The 22,729-nt window shown below is 71.9% G+C and carries 23 protein-coding genes; 9 read left to right on the forward strand and 14 right to left on the reverse strand.

Going from position 1 to position 22,729, the window contains the following annotated elements; translation table 11 throughout:
- Nucleotides 1–158 precede the first annotated feature (158 nt).
- Complete coding sequence (locus ACFVFQ_RS25325) at nt 159–923, forward strand: type VII secretion system-associated protein (RefSeq protein WP_383419909.1); 765 nt, start codon at nt 159–161, stop codon at nt 921–923.
- 134 nt (nt 924–1,057) lie between these two features.
- The gene (locus ACFVFQ_RS25330; protein ID WP_383419911.1) at nt 1,058–1,882 is read left to right on the forward strand and encodes an SDR family oxidoreductase; all 825 of its coding nucleotides are present in this window, start codon (nt 1,058–1,060) and stop codon (nt 1,880–1,882) included.
- A 322-nt stretch (nt 1,883–2,204) separates the two neighbouring features.
- Here ACFVFQ_RS25330 and ACFVFQ_RS25335 read toward each other — a convergent pair whose 3' ends face one another.
- Nucleotides 2,205–3,593, reverse strand: a complete 1,389-nt coding sequence (locus ACFVFQ_RS25335) for an MFS transporter (RefSeq protein WP_383419913.1) — start codon at nt 3,591–3,593, stop codon at nt 2,205–2,207.
- A 223-nt stretch (nt 3,594–3,816) separates the two neighbouring features.
- Between ACFVFQ_RS25335 and ACFVFQ_RS25340 the strand changes: the two genes are divergently transcribed.
- From ACFVFQ_RS25340 to ACFVFQ_RS25350, 3 genes are read left to right on the forward strand one after another with little or no spacing between them, the layout of a single operon-like run.
- The gene (locus tag ACFVFQ_RS25340) at nt 3,817–4,695 is read left to right on the forward strand and encodes a helix-turn-helix domain-containing protein (RefSeq protein WP_383419915.1); all 879 of its coding nucleotides are present in this window, start codon (nt 3,817–3,819) and stop codon (nt 4,693–4,695) included.
- Nucleotides 4,696–4,745: 50 nt separating this feature from the next.
- Nucleotides 4,746–5,153, forward strand: coding sequence for a CoA-binding protein (locus ACFVFQ_RS25345; RefSeq protein ID WP_383419917.1), 408 nt, complete (start codon nt 4,746–4,748; stop codon nt 5,151–5,153).
- A gap of 25 nt (nt 5,154–5,178) precedes the next feature.
- Nucleotides 5,179–5,694 carry a GNAT family N-acetyltransferase gene (locus ACFVFQ_RS25350; protein WP_383419919.1) on the forward strand — a complete coding sequence of 172 codons (516 nt, stop codon included), beginning with the start codon at nt 5,179–5,181 and terminating at the stop codon, nt 5,692–5,694.
- A gap of 13 nt (nt 5,695–5,707) precedes the next feature.
- Here ACFVFQ_RS25350 and ACFVFQ_RS25355 read toward each other — a convergent pair whose 3' ends face one another.
- Both ACFVFQ_RS25355 and ACFVFQ_RS25360 read right to left on the reverse strand, forming a co-directional pair.
- Nucleotides 5,708–6,265 carry a YbaK/EbsC family protein gene (locus tag ACFVFQ_RS25355; protein WP_383419921.1) on the reverse strand — a complete coding sequence of 186 codons (558 nt, stop codon included), beginning with the start codon at nt 6,263–6,265 and terminating at the stop codon, nt 5,708–5,710.
- A gap of 60 nt (nt 6,266–6,325) precedes the next feature.
- Nucleotides 6,326–7,069: an acyltransferase gene (locus tag ACFVFQ_RS25360; protein WP_383419925.1), complete on the reverse strand. Its 744-nt coding sequence runs from the start codon at nt 7,067–7,069 to the stop codon at nt 6,326–6,328.
- A gap of 142 nt (nt 7,070–7,211) precedes the next feature.
- Between ACFVFQ_RS25360 and ACFVFQ_RS25365 the strand changes: the two genes are divergently transcribed.
- Nucleotides 7,212–7,787 carry a gamma carbonic anhydrase family protein gene (locus ACFVFQ_RS25365; protein ID WP_383419928.1) on the forward strand — a complete coding sequence of 192 codons (576 nt, stop codon included), beginning with the start codon at nt 7,212–7,214 and terminating at the stop codon, nt 7,785–7,787.
- 81 nt (nt 7,788–7,868) lie between these two features.
- Here ACFVFQ_RS25365 and ACFVFQ_RS25370 read toward each other — a convergent pair whose 3' ends face one another.
- The 8 genes from ACFVFQ_RS25370 to ACFVFQ_RS25405 form a co-directional block, all read right to left on the reverse strand.
- On the reverse strand, nt 7,869–8,633 hold the full coding sequence (locus ACFVFQ_RS25370) for an enoyl-CoA hydratase/isomerase family protein (RefSeq protein WP_383419930.1): 765 nt from the start codon (nt 8,631–8,633) through the stop codon (nt 7,869–7,871).
- A gap of 46 nt (nt 8,634–8,679) precedes the next feature.
- Nucleotides 8,680–9,819 carry a cytochrome P450 gene (locus tag ACFVFQ_RS25375; RefSeq protein ID WP_383419932.1) on the reverse strand — a complete coding sequence of 380 codons (1,140 nt, stop codon included), beginning with the start codon at nt 9,817–9,819 and terminating at the stop codon, nt 8,680–8,682.
- Between the two features lie 223 nt (nt 9,820–10,042).
- Nucleotides 10,043–11,407 carry a cytochrome P450 gene (locus ACFVFQ_RS25380; protein ID WP_383419934.1) on the reverse strand — a complete coding sequence of 455 codons (1,365 nt, stop codon included), beginning with the start codon at nt 11,405–11,407 and terminating at the stop codon, nt 10,043–10,045.
- A gap of 10 nt (nt 11,408–11,417) precedes the next feature.
- The gene (locus tag ACFVFQ_RS25385) at nt 11,418–12,008 is read right to left on the reverse strand and encodes an ATP/GTP-binding protein (protein WP_383419936.1); all 591 of its coding nucleotides are present in this window, start codon (nt 12,006–12,008) and stop codon (nt 11,418–11,420) included.
- The gene (locus ACFVFQ_RS25390) at nt 11,983–12,363 is read right to left on the reverse strand and encodes a DUF742 domain-containing protein (RefSeq protein ID WP_383419939.1); all 381 of its coding nucleotides are present in this window, start codon (nt 12,361–12,363) and stop codon (nt 11,983–11,985) included. Before ACFVFQ_RS25390 ends, ACFVFQ_RS25385 begins: the two co-directional genes overlap by 26 nt.
- Nucleotides 12,360–12,773, reverse strand: coding sequence for a roadblock/LC7 domain-containing protein (locus ACFVFQ_RS25395; protein ID WP_383419941.1), 414 nt, complete (start codon nt 12,771–12,773; stop codon nt 12,360–12,362). The genes ACFVFQ_RS25390 and ACFVFQ_RS25395 overlap by 4 nt, the downstream gene beginning before the upstream one ends.
- Nucleotides 12,770–13,978, reverse strand: coding sequence for an ATP-binding protein (locus ACFVFQ_RS25400; RefSeq protein WP_383419943.1), 1,209 nt, complete (start codon nt 13,976–13,978; stop codon nt 12,770–12,772). Before ACFVFQ_RS25400 ends, ACFVFQ_RS25395 begins: the two co-directional genes overlap by 4 nt.
- A 675-nt stretch (nt 13,979–14,653) precedes the next feature.
- Complete coding sequence (locus ACFVFQ_RS25405) at nt 14,654–15,667, reverse strand: alpha/beta hydrolase (RefSeq protein WP_383419945.1); 1,014 nt, start codon at nt 15,665–15,667, stop codon at nt 14,654–14,656.
- Between the two features lie 297 nt (nt 15,668–15,964).
- Here ACFVFQ_RS25405 and ACFVFQ_RS25410 point away from each other — a divergent pair, with 297 nt between their 5' ends.
- Together ACFVFQ_RS25410 and ACFVFQ_RS25415 are read left to right on the forward strand one after the other, a co-directional pair.
- Nucleotides 15,965–17,899, forward strand: a complete 1,935-nt coding sequence (locus ACFVFQ_RS25410) for an ATP-binding protein (protein WP_383419947.1) — start codon at nt 15,965–15,967, stop codon at nt 17,897–17,899.
- A gap of 107 nt (nt 17,900–18,006) precedes the next feature.
- Nucleotides 18,007–18,216 (forward strand): hypothetical protein, encoded by a 210-nt coding sequence (locus ACFVFQ_RS25415; RefSeq protein WP_383419949.1) that lies wholly within the window; start codon nt 18,007–18,009, stop codon nt 18,214–18,216.
- A gap of 129 nt (nt 18,217–18,345) precedes the next feature.
- Here the strand turns inward: ACFVFQ_RS25415 and ACFVFQ_RS25420 are convergent, their stop codons facing one another.
- Complete coding sequence (locus tag ACFVFQ_RS25420; protein WP_383419951.1) at nt 18,346–19,008, reverse strand: DedA family protein; 663 nt, start codon at nt 19,006–19,008, stop codon at nt 18,346–18,348.
- Nucleotides 19,009–19,338: 330 nt separating this feature from the next.
- Nucleotides 19,339–19,806, reverse strand: coding sequence for a DUF4442 domain-containing protein (locus ACFVFQ_RS25425; protein WP_383419953.1), 468 nt, complete (start codon nt 19,804–19,806; stop codon nt 19,339–19,341).
- A 290-nt stretch (nt 19,807–20,096) separates the two neighbouring features.
- On the opposite strand from ACFVFQ_RS25425, the gene ACFVFQ_RS25430 reads away from it, so the two are divergent.
- Nucleotides 20,097–21,413: an MFS transporter gene (locus tag ACFVFQ_RS25430; RefSeq protein WP_383419955.1), complete on the forward strand. Its 1,317-nt coding sequence runs from the start codon at nt 20,097–20,099 to the stop codon at nt 21,411–21,413.
- Nucleotides 21,414–21,828: 415 nt separating this feature from the next.
- Here the strand turns inward: ACFVFQ_RS25430 and ACFVFQ_RS25435 are convergent, their stop codons facing one another.
- Nucleotides 21,829–22,662, reverse strand: a complete 834-nt coding sequence (locus ACFVFQ_RS25435) for a spermidine synthase (RefSeq protein WP_383420078.1) — start codon at nt 22,660–22,662, stop codon at nt 21,829–21,831.
- Between the last annotated feature and the right edge of the window lie 67 nt (nt 22,663–22,729).

Raw genomic sequence — 22,729 nt, forward strand, 5'->3', positions numbered from 1 at the left:
GGCGCAGGGGGCACTCCGGGGGGCGTACCCGGGCCGTCCGCACGGTGCGTCGGGGAGACGTCCGCGGGGCCCATGGGCACTGTGGGCCGCGGGCGGGCCCGGCGCCGCACGGCGGTCGGGGGCCCGCGGAACGGAACGGCAGCTCGGCGGAGGGCTCGATGGACGACAGCACACAGGCGGCGATGACGGCCGGCCCTCCGGTGACCGGCGAGGAGATGCCCACGCCGCCGCCGGAGGTCGTCGAGGCGGCCCGCGAGGCGCCGGACCACTGGCTGGCCATGGTGGACCTGACCTGGGCGGGCGACGGCGCCCCGCCGCTGTGGGCGGTGATCGGCCAGTGGCGTTCCGGGTCGGACGGCGACATCGTGGAGTGGCGGGACAACCCGGAGTACCGGCCGTCGCCACAGATGCTGGACTGGGCGGACCCCACCGACCCGGTGGACCGCGCGGTGCAGTTGGCGGCCACCGGCTACGGCCCGGAGCAGGCGGTCTGCGCGGAGCTGGCGCGGGCGGAGGTCGCCGTCCTGGTCACCGCGACCGGCGCGCCGCTCACCGCCGCCTCCCCCGAGGGCGCCCCGGTGCTCCCCGTCTACACCTGCGAGGCCCAACTGGAGTCGGCGGGTCGGCTGCTCTACGACCGGCGGCCGGCCGCCGAGCTGCTCGACGAACTGCCGCCGGGGCACGCCCTGTACCTCAATCCGGCCGGCGCGGTGAGCAGGATCGTGGAGCCGGAGCCGTTGCGCGCGGCGCTGGCCGCCGCCGAGGGCGCCGGTGTGGGGCCGCGCTCCCGTAAGGCGGCCGTCGCGGCGCTGCGCCCGGGGACCGGCGCCGGGGCACCCGAGCCGGTGGGCAGCGGCCGGGCGATCGGCAAGCCGGCCCGCTCGGCGAGCACCCGCGTCGTGGGCGCCGGCCGCCCCGGCTGACCGCCGCCCCCTGAACCCGCCCCGCCCGTCTTCCCCTTCGGGCGGGGCGCCTTACTGCCTGGGCCGGGGCGGAGCGCACAAGGACGTCCGGTTCTGCCCGTTCGCCCCGGGCCCGGCTGCCCTACGGTGCGGGCATGACGGTCTTGGTGATCGGCGGCAGCGGGTTCCTGGGGACGGAGCTGGTGCGCCAGGCAACGGCGGCGGGCCGGGAGACGGCCGCGACGTTCTGCTCCCGACCCGGCTGGCTGCCCGGGGTCTGTTGGCGCCGGCTGGACCTGCGCGCCCCCGGGGATATCGAGGAGGCGCTGGCCGCGGTCGCCCCGCGGGTCGTCATCAACGCGACGAGCGGGCAGGGGGATTGGGCGGTCACCGCCGACGGTGCGATCCGGGTGGCGCTGGCGGCGGCGCGGCGCGGTTGCCGGCTGGTCCACGTCTCCAGTGACGCCGTGTTCTCCGGCGCCCGGGTCCACTACGACGAGGGGTGCCCGCCGGATCCGGTCACGCCGTACGGCGCGGCGAAGGCGGCCGCGGAGAGTGGCGTTCGGCTGCTGGTGCCGGGCGCCGTGGTGGCCCGCACCTCGTTGATCCTCGGGGACGGCGGGTCCGTCCACGAACGCCTGGTGCACACGGTGGCCGCCGGAAGGCGCGGTGGCGTGCTGTTCACCGATGAGGTCCGCTGCCCGGTGCACGTCCGGGACCTGGCCGCGGCCCTGTGGGAGGTGGCCGCGTCCGAGCGGGCCGGGGTCTGCCACCTCGGCGGGGCCGACGCCCTCAGCCGGCACGAGCTCGGCGTGCTGATCGCCCGGCGCGACGGCCTCGACCCGGACCGGCTGGCCGCCGGGCGGCGCGCCGACTCCGCCCTGCCCGGCGCCCTCGACGTCCGCCTGGACAGCCGCGCCACCCGGCGGCGGCTGCGGACCCGGCTGCGCGGCGCCCGGGAGTTCCTGCGCAGCCGGTAGCCGGTCGCCCGTCGGATTTTCCTCAACTGCCCGTCGAAAACTGCTCGTTGGTCTTTCTTCCGGGTGCTCGCAATACTCCTTCGCACGAGGTCGCATTCCTCGTCACATTCCCCCCGCGACGCGGGATCGATGAGTCTGGAGCACCCAGGAGCCACCCGGTCGACTACGACGCCAGGCTGGGCAACGACCGTGCGCCCATGCTCCGCTGCGCCTTCCGTGCCGTGCGTCGGGGGTGGTCCCGTGGGAGGGCGGGGAGTTTCCGCTTACCTCGCCCGGAATCTACCTGGTGGGACGCGGCGGCCCGGACCCGCCCCGGGCCCACTCACCGGCGCGGCAGCAACGCCCCCGCGACCAGCGCCATGACCACCAACAGGCCGGCGCCGGCCAGCAGACTCTCCCGCATGCCGGTCGCGAAGTCGCCGGCGAGGAGCGCGCCGAAGACGGCGATGCTGAGCGCCCCGCCCGTCTGGCGGCTGGTGTTGAGCAGCGCCGCCGCCGTCCCGGCCCGTTCGGCGGCGACGCTGTCGAGCAGCAGCGAGGTCATCGCCGGCATCGCCAGCGCGCCGCCGGCGCCCAACGGGATCATCACCAACGCGATCGCCCAGGCAGGCGTGGTGACGCCCACGGTGCGCAGCGCACCGCAGCCCATGGCGACGATCAGCAGCCCCACCACGATGACCGCGCGCGGGCCGAAGCGGGAAACCGTCCGCGGCGAGAGGTAGTTGAGCAGCGCGGTGGCCGCCGCCATCGGCACGAACATCAACCCGGCCGACAGCGCCGACTGGCCCCGCTGCTGTTGGAAGAAGAGGCTGAGCACGAACACCCCGCCGTAGAAGGCGGCGTTGGTGGTGAAGCCGGCGACGACCGGCACGGCGACGCCGCGCAGCCGGAACAGCCCCAGCGGCAGCATCGGCGCGCGTCGCCGCGCCTCGACGGCCACGAAGCCGGCCGCGGACACCACCGCGACGCCGGCCGCGGCCCACACGGTGCCGGTGAGCCCACGGTGCCCGCCCTCGATCACCGCGAAGGTCAGCCCGGCCAGCGCGAGCACCGCCATCGCCTGCCCCGGCAGGTCGAACGCCGCGCGGTACCGCGGGGAGGGCGCCGTCCGCAGCAGGATCAGCCAAGTGACCACCCCCACGGGGGCGTTGAGGGCGAACACGGCGCGCCAGGTCCAGGTCGTGGTGAGCAGCCCGCCCAGGACGGGCCCGGCGGCGATGGCCACCGCGCCGCCGAGCGTCCACAGCGCGACCCCCCGCGCCCGCGCGCCCGCGTCGGGGAACGCCTGCCGGATCAGCGCCAGCGAGGCGGGCACCATCACCGCCGCCGCGCTGCCCTGGACGACGCGCGCCGCGGTCAGCGCGCCGAGTGTCGGCGCCGCGCCGCAGGCCAGCGAGGCGAGGGTGAAGCCGGCCAGCCCCCAGCCGTACGCGCGCCGCGCGCCCACCGCGTCCGAGAGCGCGCCGGCGGAGAGCATCAGCGCGGCGAACATCAACGTGTAGGCGTCGGCGACCCATTGCAGCCCGGCCAGCGAGCCGCCCAGCTCCCGCCCCACGGCGGGCAGCGCGACGTTGACGCCGGAGACGTCGACGGTGATGACGAAGAAGCCGAGCACGCCGGCGACCAGGGCCGCGACGACGGAACCCGGCCCTGTCGGGGCCCCCGCCTCCCCCTCAACTCCCGTGCCCGCAAAGGCTCGTGTACCGCTCATCGCGCGTCGCTCCTCACCGTGCCGCCATCCCCTCGTCCGTCGTCCCGCCGTGCCGTCCCGTCGTGCGGTGGCCCTGCCCCCGCACGGCGCCCTCACACGCCGGATTCGGACAGCAGCCTGCTCGGCCGGCCCGGTGCCCAACAGGCCGGGCGGTGCGGGGGAGCGTCGTGCCTGGCCCTGACACGGCCCCCCACCGCGCGCCCCGCCTTGCGACAATGGTCGGATGAGCCAAGGCACGGAACTGGGCCGCTTCCTGCGGGCCCGTCGCGGGCTGATCCGCCCGCAGGACGTGGGACTGCCCGCCGGCACGGGCATCCGCCGCACGCCGGGGCTGCGCCGCGAGGAGTTGGCGACGCTGGCCGGCGTCAGCGTCGACTACTACACGCGGTTGGAGCGCGGCCGGGAGACCCGCCCCTCACCCGCCGTGATCGCCGCGCTCGGCCAGGCACTGCGCCTGGCCCCCGAGGCGCTGGGCCGCCTGCACGAGTTGGCGGCGCTCGCCGCGGGCCAGGCACCCCCGCCACCGTCGGAGCCGGGCGGGGCGCGCGGGGTCCGGGCGTCGGTGCGCGCCCTGTTGGAGTCGCTGCGCCCGCACCCGGCGTGCGTCGTCAGCCGCACCAACGACCTGCTGGCCGCCAACCGCCCCGGCCTGCGCCTCTTCCCCGGCATCACCAACTGGCCGCCGGAGCGCCGCAACCTCACCCGCTATATCTTCCTGCACCCCATGGGCCGCCGGCTCTACCGTGACTGGGAGGAGATGGCCGGGCACAGCGCGGCCCATCTGCGGGCGATGGCCGGCGCCGACCCGGACATGCCGGAACTGGCCCAGCTCGTCGGCGAACTCGTCGTCAAGAGCCCGGAGTTCGCCCGCCTGTGGGAGCGGTACGAGGTGCGGTTGCGCGGCGGCGGGCAGAAGCACTTCGACCACCCGGAGGTCGGCGCGATGTGCCTGAGCTTCGAGGTGATGGAGATCTTCCGCACCGACGGCCAGCGCCTGGTCACGTACCAGGCGCCGGCGGGCACCCCGGACCACGACGCGATGGTGCTGTTGGACATGGCCAGTCCCGCCGAGCGCGCGCTCGCCGAGGAGGCCGGGCGGTAGCGGCCGCCCGCCGGGCGTACGCTGCCCCCACCACCGACGACAGGAGGCCCATGCGCAGCGACCAGGCAACCGTCCGCACGATCCTCACCGAACTCGGGGACACCTGGGCGATCGTGGGCCTGTCCGCGAACCGGCAGCGCGACGCGTACCACGTCGCGGAGGTGCTCCAGGGCTACGGCAAGCGGATCGTGCCGGTGCACCCCAAGGCCGAGACGGTGCACGGCGCGCAGGGCTACCCGTCCCTGGCCGAGGTGCCGTTCCCGGTCGATGTCGTCGATGTCTTCGTCCGCAGCGAGCTCGCCGGGGACGTCGCCGACCGGGCGGTGGCGATCGGCGCCCGGGCCGTCTGGTTCCAGCTCGGCGTCATCAACGACGAGGCGTACCGGCGCACCCGGGCCGCCGGTCTCGACATGGTGATGGACCGCTGTCCGGCCCTTGAGATTCCCCGTTTGGGCTGAGCTCCGGGTGCGCTAGCTTGCCGGCATGATCACACCACGTGTCGCGGGCCCCGAGGACGCCGCCGAGCTGGTCCGGCTGCGCCGGCTGATGTACCTGGCGATGAACGGGCGGGACGAGCCCGGGAGTTGGGAGCGGGCAGCCCAGGCGGCGGCCCGCCGGCAACTGGCCGGATCGGACGGCCGGCTGGTCGGCTTCGTGGTGGAGGCGGACGCGGACGGGGGCACCCCAGGGGCGGCCGGGCCGCGACTGGCGGCGTGCGCGCTCGGCACGATCGACGAGCGGCTGCCGTCGCCGGTAAACCCGACGGGCCAGTGCGGCTTCGTCTTCAACGTCTGCACCGATCCCCGCTACCGCGGCCGGGGTTACGCCCGGGCGGCCACCGAGGCGCTGCTGGGATGGTTCGCCGAGCAGGGCCTCAGCCGGGTCGATCTGCACGCCACGGACGAGGCCGAGGGGCTCTACCGGAGCCTGGGGTTCACCGAGCACGCCACGCCGCTGTCGTTGGACCTGCGGCGCTGGCGCGAGGCGCGGGCCGGCTGACCGGCCGGGGCGGTCAGCCGACGCCCAGACCCTCCAGGACCGTGGCGCCCGGCAGTTCGGTCAGTGCCTTGCCGGGCACGATGAGCTTGCCGCGGCGGCTGCCGCTGCCGATCAGGGCGTAGGGGGTGTCGGCGACCGCGGCGTCCACCAACAGCGGCCAGGCCGCGGGCAGGCCGACCGGGGTGATGCCGCCGTACTCCATGCCGCTCTCGCCGACCGCGGTGTCCATCGGCGCGAACGACGCCTTGCGGGCGCCCAGATGGCGCCGGACCACGCCGTTGACGTCGACGCGGGTGGTGGAGAGCACCACGCAGCCGGCGAGGGTGACCTCGCCGCCGCGCTTGCCGGCCACCACGACGCAGTTCGCGGACTGCTCAAGCAGCCAGTCGCCGTAGTGGGCGACGAGGCGTTCGGTGTCCGCGATGGCCGGGTCGGTGTCGACGAAGAGGAACTCCTCGACGGGGACGGAGCCGCGCCAGGCGCGCAGCGCGGCGACCACCGGCTCGGTCAACAGGTCCAGGCACTCGGTGGCGGGCCGGACAACATCGAAGGCATCCATCGGCACGGGCATACCGTCAAGTTAGCAGTCGCCGCACGGTCGGTGGGCCGCCGGATGAAGCGGCCGCCGGCGCTACCCCTCCGCCTTCTCCCACTCCCCCAGGGCCAGCAGTTCCTCCGGGGTGACGCCCTCCGGGATGGGCACCGGTGCCGGTGTCCGCAGCGGCGGCCGCCAGCCCTCGCCCGGCTCCCAGCGGCGGACGATCCGGGCGGGCGCCCCGGCCACCACGGCGTGGTCCGGGACCTCTCCGCGGACCACCGAACCGGCCGCCACCACCACGTTCCGCCCCAGCCGGGCGCCGGGGAGAATCACCGCGCCGGTGCCGATCCAGCCACCCGGGCCGATCGCGACCGGCGCGCTGCGCGGCCACTGCTTCCCGACCGGCGTCTCGGGGTCGTCGTAACTGTGGTTGGTGGTGGTGACGTAGACGCCGGGGCCGAAGAAGCAGTCGTCGCCGATGGTCAGCCGGACGTCCGCGATCACATGGCTGCCGCGGCCCAGGACCACGCCGTTGCCCAGCGTCAGGATCGGCTCCGGGCCGAGGTCCAGGTCCGGCATCATGCCGGCGGTGAGGGTGACGTCCTGGGCGATGATGCAGTGCTCGCCCACCTCGATCCAGGGGTCGCCGAAGATCGTGCCCTGCGGGAACGCCAGCCGGGTGCCGGTGCCGATCCGGCGGAAGCGGTACGGGCCGGGGCGCTCGACCGTGACGGCCGCGGCCCGGCGCACCCAGTGCGCCCCGCGGTGGACGGCCCGCGACACCGCGCGGCGCCGCCAGGCCGTCAGGGACGAGAACACGTTCTTGTCTATCGGCACCCGCTCACGGTACTCAGCGCTTCCGGCCGCCGACCGCGCCCCGGGCTGTGATCTTCGCCCCACCCGCGACCGCCCCCGCCGCCCACCCCTGGTCGTCTACGGTGCTGGTGGCGCGGCACCCGAGAGGCGAGGAGAGGCACAGATGGCAGAGCGGGCAGTGATCGCGGCGGTGGGCGGCGAGGCGCCGAGCATCGACCCCGGGGCGTACACCGCACCCACCTCCGTCGTCGTCGGCGACGTCACGTTGGCCGCCGGGGCGAGCGTCTGGTACCACGCCGTGCTGCGCGCCGACTGTGGCCCCATCGCGCTGGGCGCCGACAGCAACATCCAGGACAACTGCACGGTGCACGTGGACCCGGGCTTCCCGGTGACGGTCGGCGAGCGGGTCTCGGTCGGCCACAACGCGGTGCTGCACGGCTGCACCGTGGAGGACGACGTACTGGTGGGGATGGGCGCCACGGTGCTGAACGGCGCGCACATCGGGGCGGGTTCGCTGATCGCGGCCCAGGCGCTGGTGCCGCAGGGGATGCGGGTGCCGCCGGGCTCGCTGGTCGCCGGCGTGCCGGCGAAGGTCAAGCGCGAACTGACCTCAGAGGAGCGGGAGTCCATCAAACTCAACGCCGCGATGTACCTGGAGTTGGCCGCCCGGCACCGTGCGGCGGTCCCGGTCGACGCGGGTGGCGAGGACGCCGGTCGGGCCGGCGGGGCCGGGGACTGAGCGGTCCCGTTCGTGCGGCGGTGCGGCCTGGTCAGGGCCGCACCGGCAGAAGGCCGCTTTCCCCCTGCTACGGGCGGGGGTTCAGCCCCGCCGGGTCTGCTGGGCGGCGCTCAGCGCGGACGAGAGCAGCTCCGCGTCGAAGAGCGTGGCGTCCGCCAGGCGGTGGGCGTTCCCGTAGGCGTTCATCATCAGCTTGGCGGTGCGCAGCGCGGTGGGCGACCGGCGGACCAGGGGCTTGGTCCAACGGGCGAGGGCGGCGTCCAGCGCGTCCTCGGGGACGACGGTGTGCAGGATCGACAGCTCCATGGCCGTCGCCGCGTCGAAGTTGCTGGCAGTGAGGACGAGTTCGCGGACCTTGGCGGCGCCCACCTCGTGCAGCAGACGGGGCATGATGCCGCCCCAGGCCGGCGGCACGCCGAGGCCGAGTTCCGGCAGCCGGAAGCGGCAGCTGTCGGCCCCCGCCCGCAGGTCGCAGAAGAGCGCCAGGCCCACTCCGGCACCGACCACGCCGCCGTGGAGCCGGGCGATGGTCACCACCTCCGTGGTCGCCAGGGCGTCGCACACCCGGCGGGCCTTGTTGCCGAGGGCGCGCAGCGCCAGCCCGCCGGACTCCTCGGCGAGCAGCTCGGGGAACTCGCTGCGGTCCCCGCCCAGGCAGAAGTCCGCCCCCTCGCCGGAGAGGATCAGCACCCGTATGCCGGGGTCGTCGTCCAACGCGCCGAGCACGGCGAGGAGTTCGTCCAGCATCGGCCCCGAGACGGCATTGCCGGTCTCCGGCGTGTTCAGCCTGACCCGCAGCACGGGTCCCTCCTGCGTGACGAGCAGGTTCTTGTAGTCGTGCGTCATGGTGTTCCTTGGTGATCGAGCCACACTGCCTGCGGGAGGTCCCCAATCAGGCGCGGACGACGGGGAGTTCGCTGAGCCGGCGGAAGGCCACCCTCGACTCCCAGGTGGGAGTGGCGGCGAGGCGGAGCGCCTGCCCGGGCAGGCGACGCAGCAGCGCGGTGAGGACGCAGTCGGCTTCCATGCGGGCGAGGGCGTTGCCGAGGCAGTAGTGGATGCCGCCGCCGAAGCTGAGGTGGGGGGCCTTGCGGCGGATGTCGAAGACCTCGGGGGCGACGTACTGCGCCGGGTCGTGGTGTGCGGCTCCGACCATGAGTTGCACCATCTCCCCCTTGCGGACGGGCACTTGGGCCAGTTCGGTGTCCTCGGGGGCGATGCGGCTGATCATGTGGATGGGGGCGTCGTAGCGCAACGTTTCGTCGATCGCGCCCGGCAGGTGTTCGGGGTGGGTGCGCAGCAGTTCCAGCTGCGTGGGGTGCGCCAGGAGGAGCCAGACCATGGTCGTCAGCAGGTGCGAGGTGGTCTCCAGCGCCGCCAGGACCATGAAGAGGGCGAGGGCGTAGACCGCCTCGTCGGCGGCGTCCCGGTCGGGTTCGATGGCGTCCCACATACTGAGCCAGGACGATATCGGGTCGTTGCCGGGCGACTTTCTCCGTTCTCGTATCAGGTCGGAGAAGTACTCGCGCAAACGCCGGGTCGCGGAGTCGGATATCGCGAGCTGGCTGGGTGTGGGAAAGAGTTCCTGGGTGTGCACCTGGTCGTGGGTGAGCGAGCGGAGCAGGGGATAATCCGCGGCGGGCAGGCCGAGCCATTCCCCGATGGTAATGACGGGGAGTTCGTCACCGACCCGTGCACAGAAGTCGGCGGGGCCGCCCCGGAGTTCATCGACGAAGGCGTCCACGAGCCGTTCGGCATTTCGCTCGACGGAATGCCGCATTTCCTCCAGTGAGGCCCGGTCGAATACGTTCCCCAACGGCCGCCGCATCTGGGTGTGATGCGGCGGGTTGAGCATCGGCAGCGTGGCACCCATCTGCCGCGCCGCGGGCGCGTGCCAGCGCGCCGCGTCGGTCTGGGAGGCCCGCCAGGCGCTGTCGGGCACGCGCCAGTCCCGGCTGCGCAACACCTGGTGGCAGAGCCGGTAAGAGGTCGCCAAGTGCCCGCCCCACGGCGCCGGAACCATTTCCCCCATGGTCCGGAGTTTCGTGTAGAACGGCAATGGATACGACTGTCCTCGCACCGAACGCAGTCGGGAGAAAAGCGCAACAACGCTGCGTCGGTCGACGGGTGCGGCAGCCAGGGCGGGCTCCACGGGCGACTCCCTTTTCAGAAGGATCACACAGTAATCGCCAGCGCTGCATACCCCTCCGCGGGAACGTTCATGCGGACAAAGAACATCTACGCTGTCGCACGGCTCACACCTTCCACCAGTTCAGGAATCCGCTCCACCAACCGTTCCTCCTGCGTTTGCCCTGCTCCGGAACGGGGCCGTGGGATTCCGCTGCTTCCCGCGTCGGACTCCCGACGGACGAGCGCCGATCGGCCCGTACCGGAGTGAATCGGGCGGGCAGCGCATTGAGCGCCCGGTGGAACGGTCCGGGCCGCCAGGTCAACGAGTGCAGCGGAACGCCCAGTTCGACGTCGGGCAGGGTGTTGAGCAGCTTCTCGATCGCCCGGATCGAGATCAGCAGCGCGGGGTCCTTGGCCGGGCAGGCGTGCGGGCCGGCGCCCCACGCCAGGTGTGCCCGCTTGCTGACGGTCTGTCGGCCGGCGGACAGGGTCGGGTCGGCGTTGGCCGCCGCGAAGCTGATCAGGACCGGGGAGCCCGCGGGCAGCTTGCTCCCGGAGACCTCCACGTCCCGAACCGGGTAGTGGGTGGCGTAGTTGGCGATCGGCGGGCTGCTCCAGAGCACCTCGTTGATGGCGTCCTCGACCAGCACGCCCGCGCCCTGCTGCCCGTCGGCGAAGTGCTCGTCGGAGAGCAGCAGCCGCAGCGCGCTGCCGATGATGTTCTGCACCGGCTCGGTGCCGGCCCCGATGAGCAGCGCCAGTTGGTGCACCATCTCCTCGTCCGTCAACTGGGCGGAGTGCTGCATCATCCAGGACGTGATGTCGTCCTCCGGCAACGCCCGCTTCAGCGCGACGAGTTCGAAGAGCGCCCCGGCCATCTCCTCGTTGGACCGCTCCACGTCGATGCCGTCGAACAGGTTGGAGATCGCGACGATCAGCCGGTCCCCGAGCTCCGCGGGGCAGCCGAACAGGTCGTTGAACACCAGCAGCGGCACGACCTGCGCGAAGTCGCCGATCAGATCCGCCTTGCCGCGAACGCTGAACTGGTCGATGAGGTACGCCGCGACCCGGTCCACATGCCGGCTGACCCGGTGCACATCGACCTTGGCGAGGCTGTCCGTGACCACCTGACGCAGCCGCAGATGCGTGGCCCCGTCGGAGAACATGGTGTTCGGCCGGTACATCATCATCGGCAGCACGGGGCTGTCCAGGGGCACCCGGCCCTCGTTGAGCGCCCGCCAGCGGCGCGGGTCGCGCGCGAAGGCGTCCGGGTTCTGGAGGATCTGCAACGCCGTCCCGTAATCGGTGACGAGCTCCGCCTCGACGCCGGGGGCCAGTTCGACCGGGGCGGTCGGGCCGTACTGCCGCAGCTGTTCATAGATCGCGTGCGGGGCGGCGGCGAATTCCGGGCCGTGCAGGGACGTCCGTATGCCGTCGGCATGTGCCGGGCAACCCGGCGGCGGAGTCTCGAATTCCGAACGTGATTGCATGGATCAACTCCTAGTTGAGACGGGACTGGAGATAGCGGACCAGCGTGATCAGACAATCCGCCGACGACTTCTGGTCACGCGCATCGCAATTGACCACCGGCGTCTCCGGGAGCAGATCGAGCGCCTCACGGATCTCGTCGAGCGCATGGTCCGGAGTGCCGTCGAAGCGGTTCACGGCGATGGCGTACGGGATGCCGTACTGCTCTACCAGGTCCATGACAGGGAAGGACTCCTGGAGACGCTGCGGATCGACCAGGATCAGCGCCCCGAGCGCCCCGCGCGCCATGTCCTCCCACACCTGAACGAAGCGCTGCTGACCGGGGGTTCCGAACAGATAGAGGACCAGCCGCTCGCTCAGCGTCAGGCGGCCGAAGTCCATCGCGACCGTCGTGGTGGTCTTCTCCGGCACCGCGCGAAGATCGTCAATTCCCGCGCTGGCCTGCGTCATGACCTCCTCGGTCCGCAGCGGCGGAATCTCCGACATGGTGCCGATGAACGTGGTCTTGCCCACCGCGAAGTGCCCGACGACCAGGATCTTCGCGGCGGTCTGCACGGAATTCCGCAGATACACGCCGTCAGCCGAAGCGAGCCTGGAGCCCATTCAGCACCTCCTCAAGGATTTGCCGTTCGACAAGCTGAGCGCTGGGGATGGGCGCGCGCACATAGAGATGGCCCTCCTCCGTGAGATCGAACACCAGAATTTTGACGACGCCCACCGGCAGGCCGGTGTGCCCGGCTATCTCGGCGATCGACAGAAAACCCCCGGCGCACAGCTCCAACACGCGCTGTTTCTCCGGGTCGAGCGGCGTGGTCCGGGGCGGCTCCTGAGCGATGGTGACCAGCGTCAGCAGCGAGAAGGCGCTGTCGTCGACGAGGTCCCGGCCGTTGGTGATGACGTACGGCCGTACTAATTCCGCTGCTTCGTGTACCAGTTCCGGCTCGTCATCGGTGCTCATGGTTGGATATCGGCCCTCTCCCGCGGCGGGCTGGTGAGCGCCTTGCCGAGCTGGCCGACCAACTGCTGCATCCGGAAGGAGATTTCCGCCATGTCGACGTCGGGCGACGCCGAGACCGCGAGATAGGCACCCTCGCCGGCCGAGATGAGGAAGACCCAGCCGTGGTCGAACTCCACCAACGTCTGCCGCCATTGCGGACGCGCGTTGGGCCCGGCACTGTTGCAGAAATCGGAGACCGTGCGGCTCAGCGACTGCATTCCGCTCATCGCGGCGGCCACGGTGTCCGCGTGGTCCCGGCCGACCTCCTTCGAACGGGCCATCAACAGCCCGTCGGCGGAAACGAGAATGGCATGCTGCGCTTCAGGCAATTCCAGAGCACTGTCAAGCATCCACGACAGATCGTAGTTCACGGAACCTCATGCCCTTCACTGCTTGCTTGGGTGGAACGACGGCCCGATTGCGTACCACGCTGAAATGCGCCCATCGCGGACGCCGTTCGGGCACTGTCGCGAGCCGGAGTGGGAGTGCTCTCGGTCTCCGACGGCACGATCGATATCGCGCCGCGGCGACGGCGCTTGGGCAGACCGCCGGCGGTCGTCTCGACGATGGCCGGGCGGCCGGCGTCCTCGTCCGGGGGGCCGGTCTCGGTCGCCGCCCGATGGCGCCCCGGGACCGCGGCGCCCTGCTGACCAGAAGGGTTCTCGGGCGGCAACGGGATGGACGCGGCCACGGCGGGACCCTCCTCGGGTTCGTGCAGGGACGTGAGCAGCTCGTCGGGGAGCAGGACGACCGCGCGCACACCGCCGTACGGCGAGGTGGAGTCGACCGACACCGTGAAGCCGTAACGCGCGGCGAGCACACCGATGACGGTGAATCCGAACTGCGGCGGATTGCCAAGACTGGACACGCTGGCCGAAGTGCCGCCGGAAAGCAGCTGACCGGCCCGCGCCTTTTCCTCCTCGTTCATGCCGACACCGGCGTCGTCGACGATGATGCAGACGCCCTTGGGCACCGGGCGGATGTTGATCTCGATCGCCGTCTCCGGCGCCGAATAACTGGTGGCGTTGTCCAGCAATTCGGCGAGGACCAGGGCAACCGGTTCCACCGCGCGGCTGACGATGGCGAAATTGCTCTGCGACCGGATCTCGACCCGGGTGAAATGACGAATACGACCCTTGGCGCTGCGGACCACGTCGTAGAGTGAGGCATCGTTTCGCCTCCGGCCGAGCCAACCGTCGCAGAGCACGGCGATGGACTGGGCCCGCCGCGCGAACTGCGAGTTCATGTGGTCGATGTCCAGCAGGTCCTGCAGGATCTTATGCTCGCCGTACGTCTCCTGGAGTTTGGAGATCGTCAACTGCTGTTCGCTCGCCAGACCTTGGAGGGTCCGCATGGCGGTCTTCAGGGTGTTCTTGGTGGCTTCCTCGGCACGCTCCTTGGCCTCCTCCACGGCCTCCGAGTAGTGCTCCTCCAGCTGCGCGTAGTGCTGCTTCAGCTCAAGCTTTTCTTTCCTCAGCTCCGAAATCTTCTTCCGACCACGAATGATCGCGGTTGCGGCGACAGGTGTACCAGCGACCAAAGCCCACAGCGCTGGGTCCTGGAAGTATTGCGTCATAAGTCTCTCTTCGGACGACGAAGCCACCAGGTGCCGAATGCCCGGCTGCCGTACGGACGTTCACGCGCGGCCACCAGACAATAGACGATCGGCCGCGCGCGGTCGCTGCCAGAATGCCTCTGAGGGCCCGGCTAATGGCATAGCTCTCCCCGGGGTGGCGTTTTATCTCAGGCCGATGCGCGGAATTCCCTTTTGCCATAGCAGGTGACTACCCGGTTGGCAAGTGCGATGATCTTAGCATCACGGCATAGGCCACGGTCCAACAGTGAACTGCAACCTTCTGCAACCTGACGGAGATTCAACAGGGCACCCCTTTGGGGCTATTGGCTCTTGACGCCCGCCTCGTACGCAACCGTTCGGACCCCTTCCTGACGGTCCGTTAGCGCATAGCGACCAGAAAGTAACGGGCACAATGCACCCACGAATCCGCAGGCGGGATCGGGGTGCGGGAGGTCAGGGGCACGGAGGCCGGGGAGGGGGCCGGTCGCGCGGGCGCCGCGCGCCCTCGGTGGCGCGCGGGCGTCGGGGTACGCAAGCCTGCGAGGAAGAGGAAGGGGCCGGGAACGCTCAACGGACCGCTCGCCCGAGCGGGAATCGGCTCAACTGACCGCATTCCAGGGGCAGTCGGCGACAGTCGAAAGTCGTCGAGGGGCGACCGGCAGCACCCCTCGCCCGTCAGACCGAAGGCGCCGCCACCGGCCCCTGCAACTGCTCGCTGATCCAGTGCAACGACTCCGGCATCCGCTGGATGTAGGTGTGACCGCTGTGCACGCCGTCCGGTATCTCGAAGAGCGTGGAGTGGATCGGCCCGCGGGCCCCGTCGGTGAAGCCGCGCACGAAGCGCTTCACGTCGGGCACCGCGTCCTCCTTGCTGCCGAGTTCGAAGGCGAGGTAGACCTGCGGCCCGCCGCGCGCGGCCAGTTGGCGCGCCAGGTGCCGCGGGTCGTTGGCCAGCTTCTGGGCCGGGTACCCCTTCCACAGCGGCGAATCCGGCGCGGTGTCGGGGCCGTTGACGATCGCCGCCTTGAACCGCTGCGGCTCCTTGAGCACCGCCTTCAGCGCCGCGAACCCGCCCGACGAGGACCCCATGAAGGCCCAGCCGTCCCGCGACGCATAGGTACGGAAGTTGGCCCGGGCGAAGTCCGGCACGTCCCGGGTCAGCCAGCTCCCCATCCTCGGCTGGCCGGGGATGTCGCTGCCGTCGTAGTACGTCTTGCGCGGGTTGAGCACCGGCATCACCAGGATGAACGGCAGCGTCTTGCCCTGGTCCGCCCACTGCGCGAGCCGCTCCTCCAGCGCGAACGGCGCGTCCGCCCAGTAGTTGGACGGGTACCCCCAGGCGCCGGGCAGCGCGATCAGCACCGGGAAGCCGCTGCGGGCGTACTTGGGCTGGTTGTACTGCGGCGGCACCCAGGTCCAGATGTCACCGGTGTAACCGGAGGCGCGGCCATGCCACTTGGTGTGCTGCACCCGGGTCCCGTCGTTCCCGGTCGTGCGGTAGGTGGTGAACGCCGAGCGGGGGCCCTGCGGGAACACCGTCCGCGGCTTGCCGTTGCGGGTGTCCGCGGTGCGCGCCCGCAGCTTCGGGACGTTCGACGCGTCGACGACGTCCTGGCTCGGTCCGCCGCACCCGGCCAGCAGCCCCAGGGCCACCACACTCACCGCAGCTCTGACGCGCAGGGACTTCATCGGGTCGTTCTCCTCAAGGCACTTGGGGCCGGCCGAGCACCGCGACGGCACCGCGCATCCGGTCGAAAGGCACCACTTTAAGAGCGCCCGGTCCGCCACCCGACGCCGACCCCGTCCATCGTGACCTGGGGTTTACCGTTCCGTGTCACCAGGAAGACGAACCCGCCGCGTCAAGCGCACCGCACGCGTTTCCCCCTAACGGTGCAGCCCACCCGCTGTTTACCCGACGGTCGGTTCTGGCATCGTGGGTCGCTCCTAGGTAAGTGCGCGGCGCAGTGCCGTGGTTGGGGATGACCGATGACCGCGTGGGCCGAACACGGGCCGCTGCCCGGCGTAGTGGGCCGGGCAGCCGAGCACGAGCAGCTGGCCGGGCTGCTGGACGGGGCCGCGCCGATCACGCTCACCGGACCGGCCGGCGTCGGCAAGAGCCTGCTGGCCCGGGCCGTCCTCGAAGAACGCACCGCCGGCCGCCCGGACACCGTCGTCCGGATCACCTGCTGGGAGGGGTTGGCGGCGGACGGCCTCCTCGGCGCCCTGCTCGACGCGGCCGGCCTCGCCCCCCGGTCCACCCCCGAAGAGCTCGCCACCCACTGCGACGCCCACCGGGCGATCGTCCTCCTCGACGACTGCGACCCGCTGGTGGACGCCTGCGCGGCCCTGGCCCGTCGACTGCTGCGGGCCGCGCCGGCGCTGCGCATCGTGGCGACGGCCCGCCGCCCCCTGGGACTGCCCTCGGAACGCGTCATCGCGCTCGCCCCGCTCCCGGTGACGGTGGGCGAGGGCGACGCCGGCCCGGCCGTCGAGCTCCTGGCGTCCCATACCGGCCCGGCCGCCCCGGAGTTGCTGGTCACCATCTGCCGGGCGCTGGAGGGTTGCCCGCTCGCGATCGGGCTGGCCGCCCGCCAGTTGGACCGCATGACGCTGCCCCAACTGGCCTCCCGCCTCAAAACGGAGGGCTCACTGCACTACTCGGGCCCCTCCCGCACCGTCCGCCACACCTCCCTCCACGCCGCGCACGCCGCCGGCTACGCCCTGTGCTCCCCTCTGGACCGCCGCATCTGGGCCCGACTCTCGGTGCTCCCCGGGGACTTCGACCCCTGGTTGGCGGGGTGCGTCTGCGCCAGCAGTGACGTTCCTTCAGCCGCCGTCGACGGCGCCCTGGAGCGGCTGTGCACCGCCTCCGTCCTCGAACGCGTACGGGACGCCAAAACCGCCCCCGACACCGGCGCCGCACTGCCGCCCCGCTACCGACTGCCGCGCGGCGCCCGGGAGTTCGGCCGGGCCCGACTGTGCGGGACGGGCGACGAGGCAGGGGCGCTGCGCCGGTTCCGCCAGGCGTGCGCGGCGCTCGCGGCCGAGGCCCAGATCACCTGGCAGGGCACCGGCCAGCAACTCGCGGTCCGCCTCGTCGAGGACGAACGGCACCACTTCGACGCGGCGCTGACCCGCCCCCCACTGGACGCCGAAGACGCCCTCGGCGCCCTGGAGATCGCGGTCTCCCTATGGTTCCAATGGGCCGCCTGCGGCTACCGCCACGAGGGCCGCGCCCACCTGGACCACCTCCTCCTGCTCGCCCCGGAGGACACCGCACTACGGGCCCGCGCCCTCTGGCTCGCCGGCTACCTCGCCGCCCAGGAGAACGCCCCCGACGCCGCCGAAACCCTGCTCGCCCGGGCCTGGACCGCGGCCGTGATGCACGCCGACGCCGACGGCCTGGCCCGGATCGCCCACGCCCACGCGGTGCTGGCGCTCTACCGCGAGGACACCGCCACCGCCGTGGCCTGCCTGGAGGAGGCCGCCCAACACGCCTCCCGCGACCCGTGGTTCGGCCCCGGCCCCGCCCACAGCTGGGCCCTGCTCGCCATCGCGCTCGCCCCGCTCGACGCCGCCCGGGCCAAAGCCGCGGCCCGCCGCGCCTGGGAAACCCGCCACGCCGACAGCGACTTCTGGCTCCACTCCACGGTCCTCTACGCCCACGCGCTCATCGAACGCGCCCACGGCGACCCGACCGCCGCCCTCCGGGCCTGCCGCAAGGCCCTGGTAGCCAAGAAGTTGATCGGCGACCCGCTGTTCATCGCGGGCGCCCGCACCCTGCTCGCCGGCCTGCGCCACGGCCCTGGCACCGGCACGTCACACCGCCCACCCGGCACCACCGAGCCCCGCTGGTGGCGCCGCGGCACCGCCGGCCCCCACCGCCAACCGTTCTTCTCCCGCCTGCGCACGGGCCCGTGAAGACATCCGGGTCACATCGGCTCGGACCCCCGACTCCTCCGCACCGTACGTGACGCGACAACTCCGGTCAGGATGCGCGGCCACCGAGCCCGTCGCATCCTGGACGCATGCAGCGCGCCCCCGTCATCGTGCATCCGCCGTCCACCGGCGGCCGCCGCGTCACGCTGCACGGACAGGACCTCGGCCGCGCACGGCGCCCCGGCGACGTGGCCGCGATCCTGCGCCGGGCCGGCTTCCCCACCACCCGCTTCGGCTGGGACGACACCGGCCTCATCGAGTGGCGCGCCGGCGGACCGGACACCTGGCTGATGCCCTGACGACACGGCTGCACGGCTGCACGGCTGCACGGCTGCACGGCTGCACGGCTGCACAACGAAACGGTCCGGAGGCCCTGTTCACACAGGACGTCCGGACCGTTCGTTCGTCGTCGGCCGCGGGCCGTGGACTCAGTCGACCGGGGACGCGGCCACCGGCGACTTCGCCGCCTGGGCCGCCTCGCGCTTCGCCGCGGCCTTCTTCGCCCGGTACTTCATCAGCAGGAACGACCCGACGCCGAAGAGCACCGCGGCGGCCAGCCCCCACAGCGAGAAGCGCTTGAGCCAGGGCTCGGCGACCAGGCCGACGGTGTAGATCAGCGCGGTGGTACCACCGGCCCAGATGACGCCGCCGAGGACGTTGGCGATCAGGAACTTCCAGTACGGCATCCTCAGCACGCCCGCCAGCGGCCCGGCGAAGATCCGCAGCAGCGCGATGAAGCGGCCGAAGAAGACCGCCCACATGCCCCACCGGTCGAACTTCTCCTCGGCCATGGCGACATGGTCCGGCCCGAAGTGCTTGGGGAACTTCCGGCCGGCCCAGTCCAGCAGCGGCTGACCGCCCTTGCGGCCGATCAGGTAACCGATGGAGTCACCGACGATCGCACCCGCCGTGGCGCAGGCGCCCAGCACGTAAGGGTTGATGTGGTCCTGGGTCGCAGCCAGGATCGAGGCGCTGACGAGGACGATCTCGCCCGGGAGCGGAATGCCCAGGCTCTCCAGCCCGATCACCAACCCCACGAGGAGGTAAACGCTCACGGCGGGTACCGTCGCCAGCCACTCCTGGATGTGCAAGGCCGATTCCTCCGCTGGTGTAGGGCCCCCGTGGGCCGGTGTCGGCGCCGTGGGCACCGATCGGTCGTTTCCCCTGACGCGCTGTACCAGCGCGTCCGGGAAGCGTACTCGATCGAGCCACCCGGACCACGATTCCGATCGCACGCAGGTGCGTTCCGGATGCACCCGGTGAGAACGGACCGGGCCGGGCCACCGGTTCCTCACGAAACCGCAGGTCACCCGCGGAACGGGGGCCGCTCACCGCGCACTTGGGGCCGTTGCGCTTCACTCAGCGGAGTCGCGCGACTCGTTCACGCTCACTCGTCGCTCACGCTCACTTGCCGCTTACGGTCACTTGCCGGGGTCGTTGGGGCGCAGCGTCCACACGATCGTCATCTCGCCGGTGACCGCACCGTCCTTGTCGCGGGTGATCTCGACCTGCACCGGGAACTCCGGGCGCTCGCCGGCGTCCAGCTCGGCGATCACCTCGGCTATCGGACGCCCCAGCCGGGCGGTGGCGGTGATCGCCCCCATGGCCAGCTTCTTGTAGCCGATCTCCGCGCCCACGGCCAACGGGACCGCACGGCCCAGCTGATCGCCGAAGGCCGTCATCACGATCGCGCCGCTCGCCGACTCGGCGAGCGTGAACATGGCGCCGGCGTGCGGCCCCTGGACGTGATTGTGGAAGTCGGGCTGGTCGGGCATGCGGACCACGGCGCGCTCGGCGGTGGTCTCCGTGAACTCCAGGTTCAGGGTGCGGACCATCGGCACGGATGCCGCCATCATGTCGCCGATCGACGGCAGGGAGTCTGAGGACATGGCCGCCATGTTACCTACCGGTAGCTTAGCTGGGAAGCCCCACACCGCCACGCCCACCGCCCCCCTGCCCCACCCCCGCCCTCCTGCCGAAAACCAGCTGTCCCCCCTCCCCAACTCCCCATATCGTCAACGCCCATGACGCTACGGGGGCCCGCCAACCACACCCACCGACCACACCAAACCCCACACCAAACGCCGCTTCACCCCCAGCCCGCTCCTCAGCCCCTCCCTCCCCCGCCCTTCAGGACAAGCCCCTCCCACCGGGTGCCGGCCCGAAAGACCCGTTCCTGATGGCGGCGGCCCGACCCTCGTGGGCAGGTCGCAACTTTGTCCTGCTGAGCGCCGCCACGGTGATCGCCGGCCTCGGCAACAACGGAGCGATGATCGCCACCTCGTTCGCGGTCCTCGACGCGGGCGGCTCCGCGGCCGACGTCGGACTGGTCGCCGCCGCCCGCACGGTCCCGCTCATCCTGTTCCTGCTGATCGGGGGTGCGGTCGCCGACCGGCTCCCGCGGCACCGCGTGATGGTCGCGGCGAACAGCGTCAACTGCGTTTCCCAGGGCGCGTTCGCGCTGGTCATCCTCTCGGGGACGGCGCACCTGTGGGAGATGGCGCTGCTGGCAGCGCTCGGCGGCACCGGGCAGGCGTTCTTCGCGCCGGCCTCCGAGGGCATGGTGCTCGCCAGCGTCCCCGGCGAACAGGCCGGCCGCGCCTTCGCGGTGTTCCGGATCGGCGCGAACGGCGCGGCCATCGGCGGTTCCGCCCTCGGCGGCGCCCTGGTGGCCGCCGTCGGCCCGGGGTGGGTGCTGGCGGCGGACTCCGTCGCCTTCGCCGCCGCCGGGGCGCTACGCGCGTTCCTCGACGTCAGCGGCATCCCGAAGCGGGCCGCGGGCGGCGGAATACTCGACGACCTGCGGGACGGCTGGCGGGAGGTCGTGTCCCGGTCGTGGCTCTGGGCGATCGTGGTGCAGTTCTCCGTCGTCAACGCCGTGATGATCACGGTGCACTCGGTCTACGGGCCACTGGTGGCCAAGGAACACCTGGGCGGCGCCGGCCCCTGGGGCCTGGCGCTGGCCGCCTTCGGCGCGGGCACCGCCGCCGGCGCCCTCCTGATGACGCGCCTCAAACCGCGCCGCATCCTCCTGACAGGCACGCTCGGCGTCTTCCCGTTCGCCCTGCCGGCCGCCGCGCTCGCCATCCCGGTACCGGCCGGCTGGCTCCCCCCGATCATGTTCTGCACCGGGATCTCGATCGAGATCTTCGCGGTGTCCTGGATGGTGGCCCTCCACCAGGAGATCCCCGAGGAGAAGTTCTCCCGCGTCTCCTCGTACGACTGGCTCGGCTCCCTGGCGATGGCCCCGATCGCCACCTCGCTGGCCGGCCCGACCCAGGACCTGATCGGCCGCCCCGCCGCCCTGTGGTCCTGCGCCGCCCTGATCATCCTCCTCACAACCGCCGTCCTCTTCATCCCCGACGTCCGCCACCTCACCCGCCACCCAACCACCACTCCCCATCCCCCACACCAACCAGAACCTCCCACCAGCCGCACGCCCAACAACCCCACCCAAAGCACCAGCTCAAGGCCCCAACACAACGCGGGGAACTAATCACTCTCCGTAATCGTTGCCGTAAAAGAGGAAGGGAGGCAAGGGAGGCACCACGGAGACAAGGACCGGAGACAAGGACCGCGGAGGCGAGTTGTCACACAAGGCGAAAGCGCGAGGCGAAACGAGGCGAAACGCAGAGCAAGCCCGACCTTCCGACCAAGGAACCGAGCAAGCAGCCGCGCTCCAACCGCCCGCACGGTACCCAAGCCGCACGGTACCCAAGGCCCTGCTCACCAGGCCGCGCCGGCTTTCTGCGGCCCCAGGCCCGCCTCAGCCAACGGGACGCAACAGCCAACGGGGCACGCCGGGGGCACCAGACGGAGGAGGCGCGACGGGAGCTCGGCAGGCAGCTGGCAACACCAGGCATTGGCGACACCGGGCATCCGTCAACTCGATTTCCTCCACTGCCAACCGCTCAGCCGACACTGAACGTGCCCTCCGGCGGTACGGGAGACGGCAGCGCTTCGGTATCGGGCACCGTGCGGGCATCGCCGATCAAGCGCCGAAGCGCCGCACCGTGCTCAACCCGGGCGGGAAAGGCATCGGCCGCCGCCCGTCGAGCCAGCCCCGCGACGGGCAACTGAGCCTGGGAGGCGAGCAGTACGGCGTTGCCGAAGCGACGGCCGCGCAGCACCGACGGCTCGGCGATCAACGCCAAGTGCGCGAACACCGCCGCGAAATTGGCGAGTTGGCGGCGGAGGAAATCGAACGGCGCGCTGTCGGCGAGGTTCGCGGCGTAGCAACCGCGGGGGCGTAGGGCACGGGCGGCGGCCGTCGCGTACTCGACGGAGGTCAGTTGGGCGGGCACGCGCGAACCGCTGAAGACGTCCGCGACGATCACGTCGACGCTGCCCTCCGACGCCGCCTCCAGCGCCTCTCGGGCGTCCTGGGCGTGCAGCCGGACCCCGGAGCCGTTCGGCAGCGGGAGGTGCTCCGCCACCAGGGCGAGCAAGCCTCGGTCCGCGTCGACCACGTCCTGCCTGGAGTGCGGACGGGTCACGGCGAGGTAGCGGGGCAGGGTCAACGCGCCGCCGCCCAAGTGCAGCACGTCCAGCGGCTCGCCCGGAGGCGCGGCCTCGTCCAGGACGTGCGCGAGCCTGCGGACGTACTCGAACTCCAGGTGGGTCGGTTCGTCGAGGTCCACGTACGACTGCGGTGCGCCGTCCACCGTGAGCAGCCAAGCGCGGGGGCGGTCGACGTCGGGGAGGAGCTTGGCGGTGCCGTGGTCGACGGCACGGGTGACCGGGATCGGGTCCTCGGTCGAGGCGGTCGTGAGGGGGGAGGCGGTCGTCGTGGAGGGGGGTGAGGCGGTGGAG

Source organism: Streptomyces sp. NPDC057743, from assembly GCF_042798755.1.
Taxonomy (GTDB): Bacteria; Actinomycetota; Actinomycetes; order Streptomycetales; family Streptomycetaceae; genus Streptomyces.

What these genes read in the sequence shown, in the direction of transcription:
- ACFVFQ_RS25325 (WP_383419909.1), top strand. Translation starts at nt 159, where the DNA reads ATGGACGACAGCACACAGGCGGCGATGACGGCCGGCCCTCCGGTGACC.
- ACFVFQ_RS25330 (WP_383419911.1), top strand. Translation starts at nt 1,058, where the DNA reads ATGACGGTCTTGGTGATCGGCGGCAGCGGGTTCCTGGGGACGGAGCTG.
- ACFVFQ_RS25335 (WP_383419913.1), bottom strand. Translation starts at nt 3,593, where the DNA reads ATGAGCGGTACACGAGCCTTTGCGGGCACGGGAGTTGAGGGGGAGGCG.
- ACFVFQ_RS25340 (WP_383419915.1), top strand. Translation starts at nt 3,817, where the DNA reads ATGAGCCAAGGCACGGAACTGGGCCGCTTCCTGCGGGCCCGTCGCGGG.
- ACFVFQ_RS25345 (WP_383419917.1), top strand. Translation starts at nt 4,746, where the DNA reads ATGCGCAGCGACCAGGCAACCGTCCGCACGATCCTCACCGAACTCGGG.
- ACFVFQ_RS25350 (WP_383419919.1), top strand. Translation starts at nt 5,179, where the DNA reads ATGATCACACCACGTGTCGCGGGCCCCGAGGACGCCGCCGAGCTGGTC.
- ACFVFQ_RS25355 (WP_383419921.1), bottom strand. Translation starts at nt 6,265, where the DNA reads ATGCCCGTGCCGATGGATGCCTTCGATGTTGTCCGGCCCGCCACCGAG.
- ACFVFQ_RS25365 (WP_383419928.1), top strand. Translation starts at nt 7,212, where the DNA reads ATGGCAGAGCGGGCAGTGATCGCGGCGGTGGGCGGCGAGGCGCCGAGC.
- ACFVFQ_RS25370 (WP_383419930.1), bottom strand. Translation starts at nt 8,633, where the DNA reads ATGACGCACGACTACAAGAACCTGCTCGTCACGCAGGAGGGACCCGTG.
- ACFVFQ_RS25375 (WP_383419932.1), bottom strand. Translation starts at nt 9,819, where the DNA reads ATGGGGGAAATGGTTCCGGCGCCGTGGGGCGGGCACTTGGCGACCTCT.
- ACFVFQ_RS25380 (WP_383419934.1), bottom strand. Translation starts at nt 11,407, where the DNA reads ATGCAATCACGTTCGGAATTCGAGACTCCGCCGCCGGGTTGCCCGGCA.
- ACFVFQ_RS25385 (WP_383419936.1), bottom strand. Translation starts at nt 12,008, where the DNA reads ATGGGCTCCAGGCTCGCTTCGGCTGACGGCGTGTATCTGCGGAATTCC.
- ACFVFQ_RS25390 (WP_383419939.1), bottom strand. Translation starts at nt 12,363, where the DNA reads ATGAGCACCGATGACGAGCCGGAACTGGTACACGAAGCAGCGGAATTA.
- ACFVFQ_RS25400 (WP_383419943.1), bottom strand. Translation starts at nt 13,978, where the DNA reads ATGACGCAATACTTCCAGGACCCAGCGCTGTGGGCTTTGGTCGCTGGT.
- ACFVFQ_RS25405 (WP_383419945.1), bottom strand. Translation starts at nt 15,667, where the DNA reads ATGAAGTCCCTGCGCGTCAGAGCTGCGGTGAGTGTGGTGGCCCTGGGG.
- ACFVFQ_RS25410 (WP_383419947.1), top strand. Translation starts at nt 15,965, where the DNA reads ATGACCGCGTGGGCCGAACACGGGCCGCTGCCCGGCGTAGTGGGCCGG.
- ACFVFQ_RS25415 (WP_383419949.1), top strand. Translation starts at nt 18,007, where the DNA reads ATGCAGCGCGCCCCCGTCATCGTGCATCCGCCGTCCACCGGCGGCCGC.
- ACFVFQ_RS25425 (WP_383419953.1), bottom strand. Translation starts at nt 19,806, where the DNA reads ATGTCCTCAGACTCCCTGCCGTCGATCGGCGACATGATGGCGGCATCC.
- ACFVFQ_RS25430 (WP_383419955.1), top strand. Translation starts at nt 20,097, where the DNA reads ATGGCGGCGGCCCGACCCTCGTGGGCAGGTCGCAACTTTGTCCTGCTG.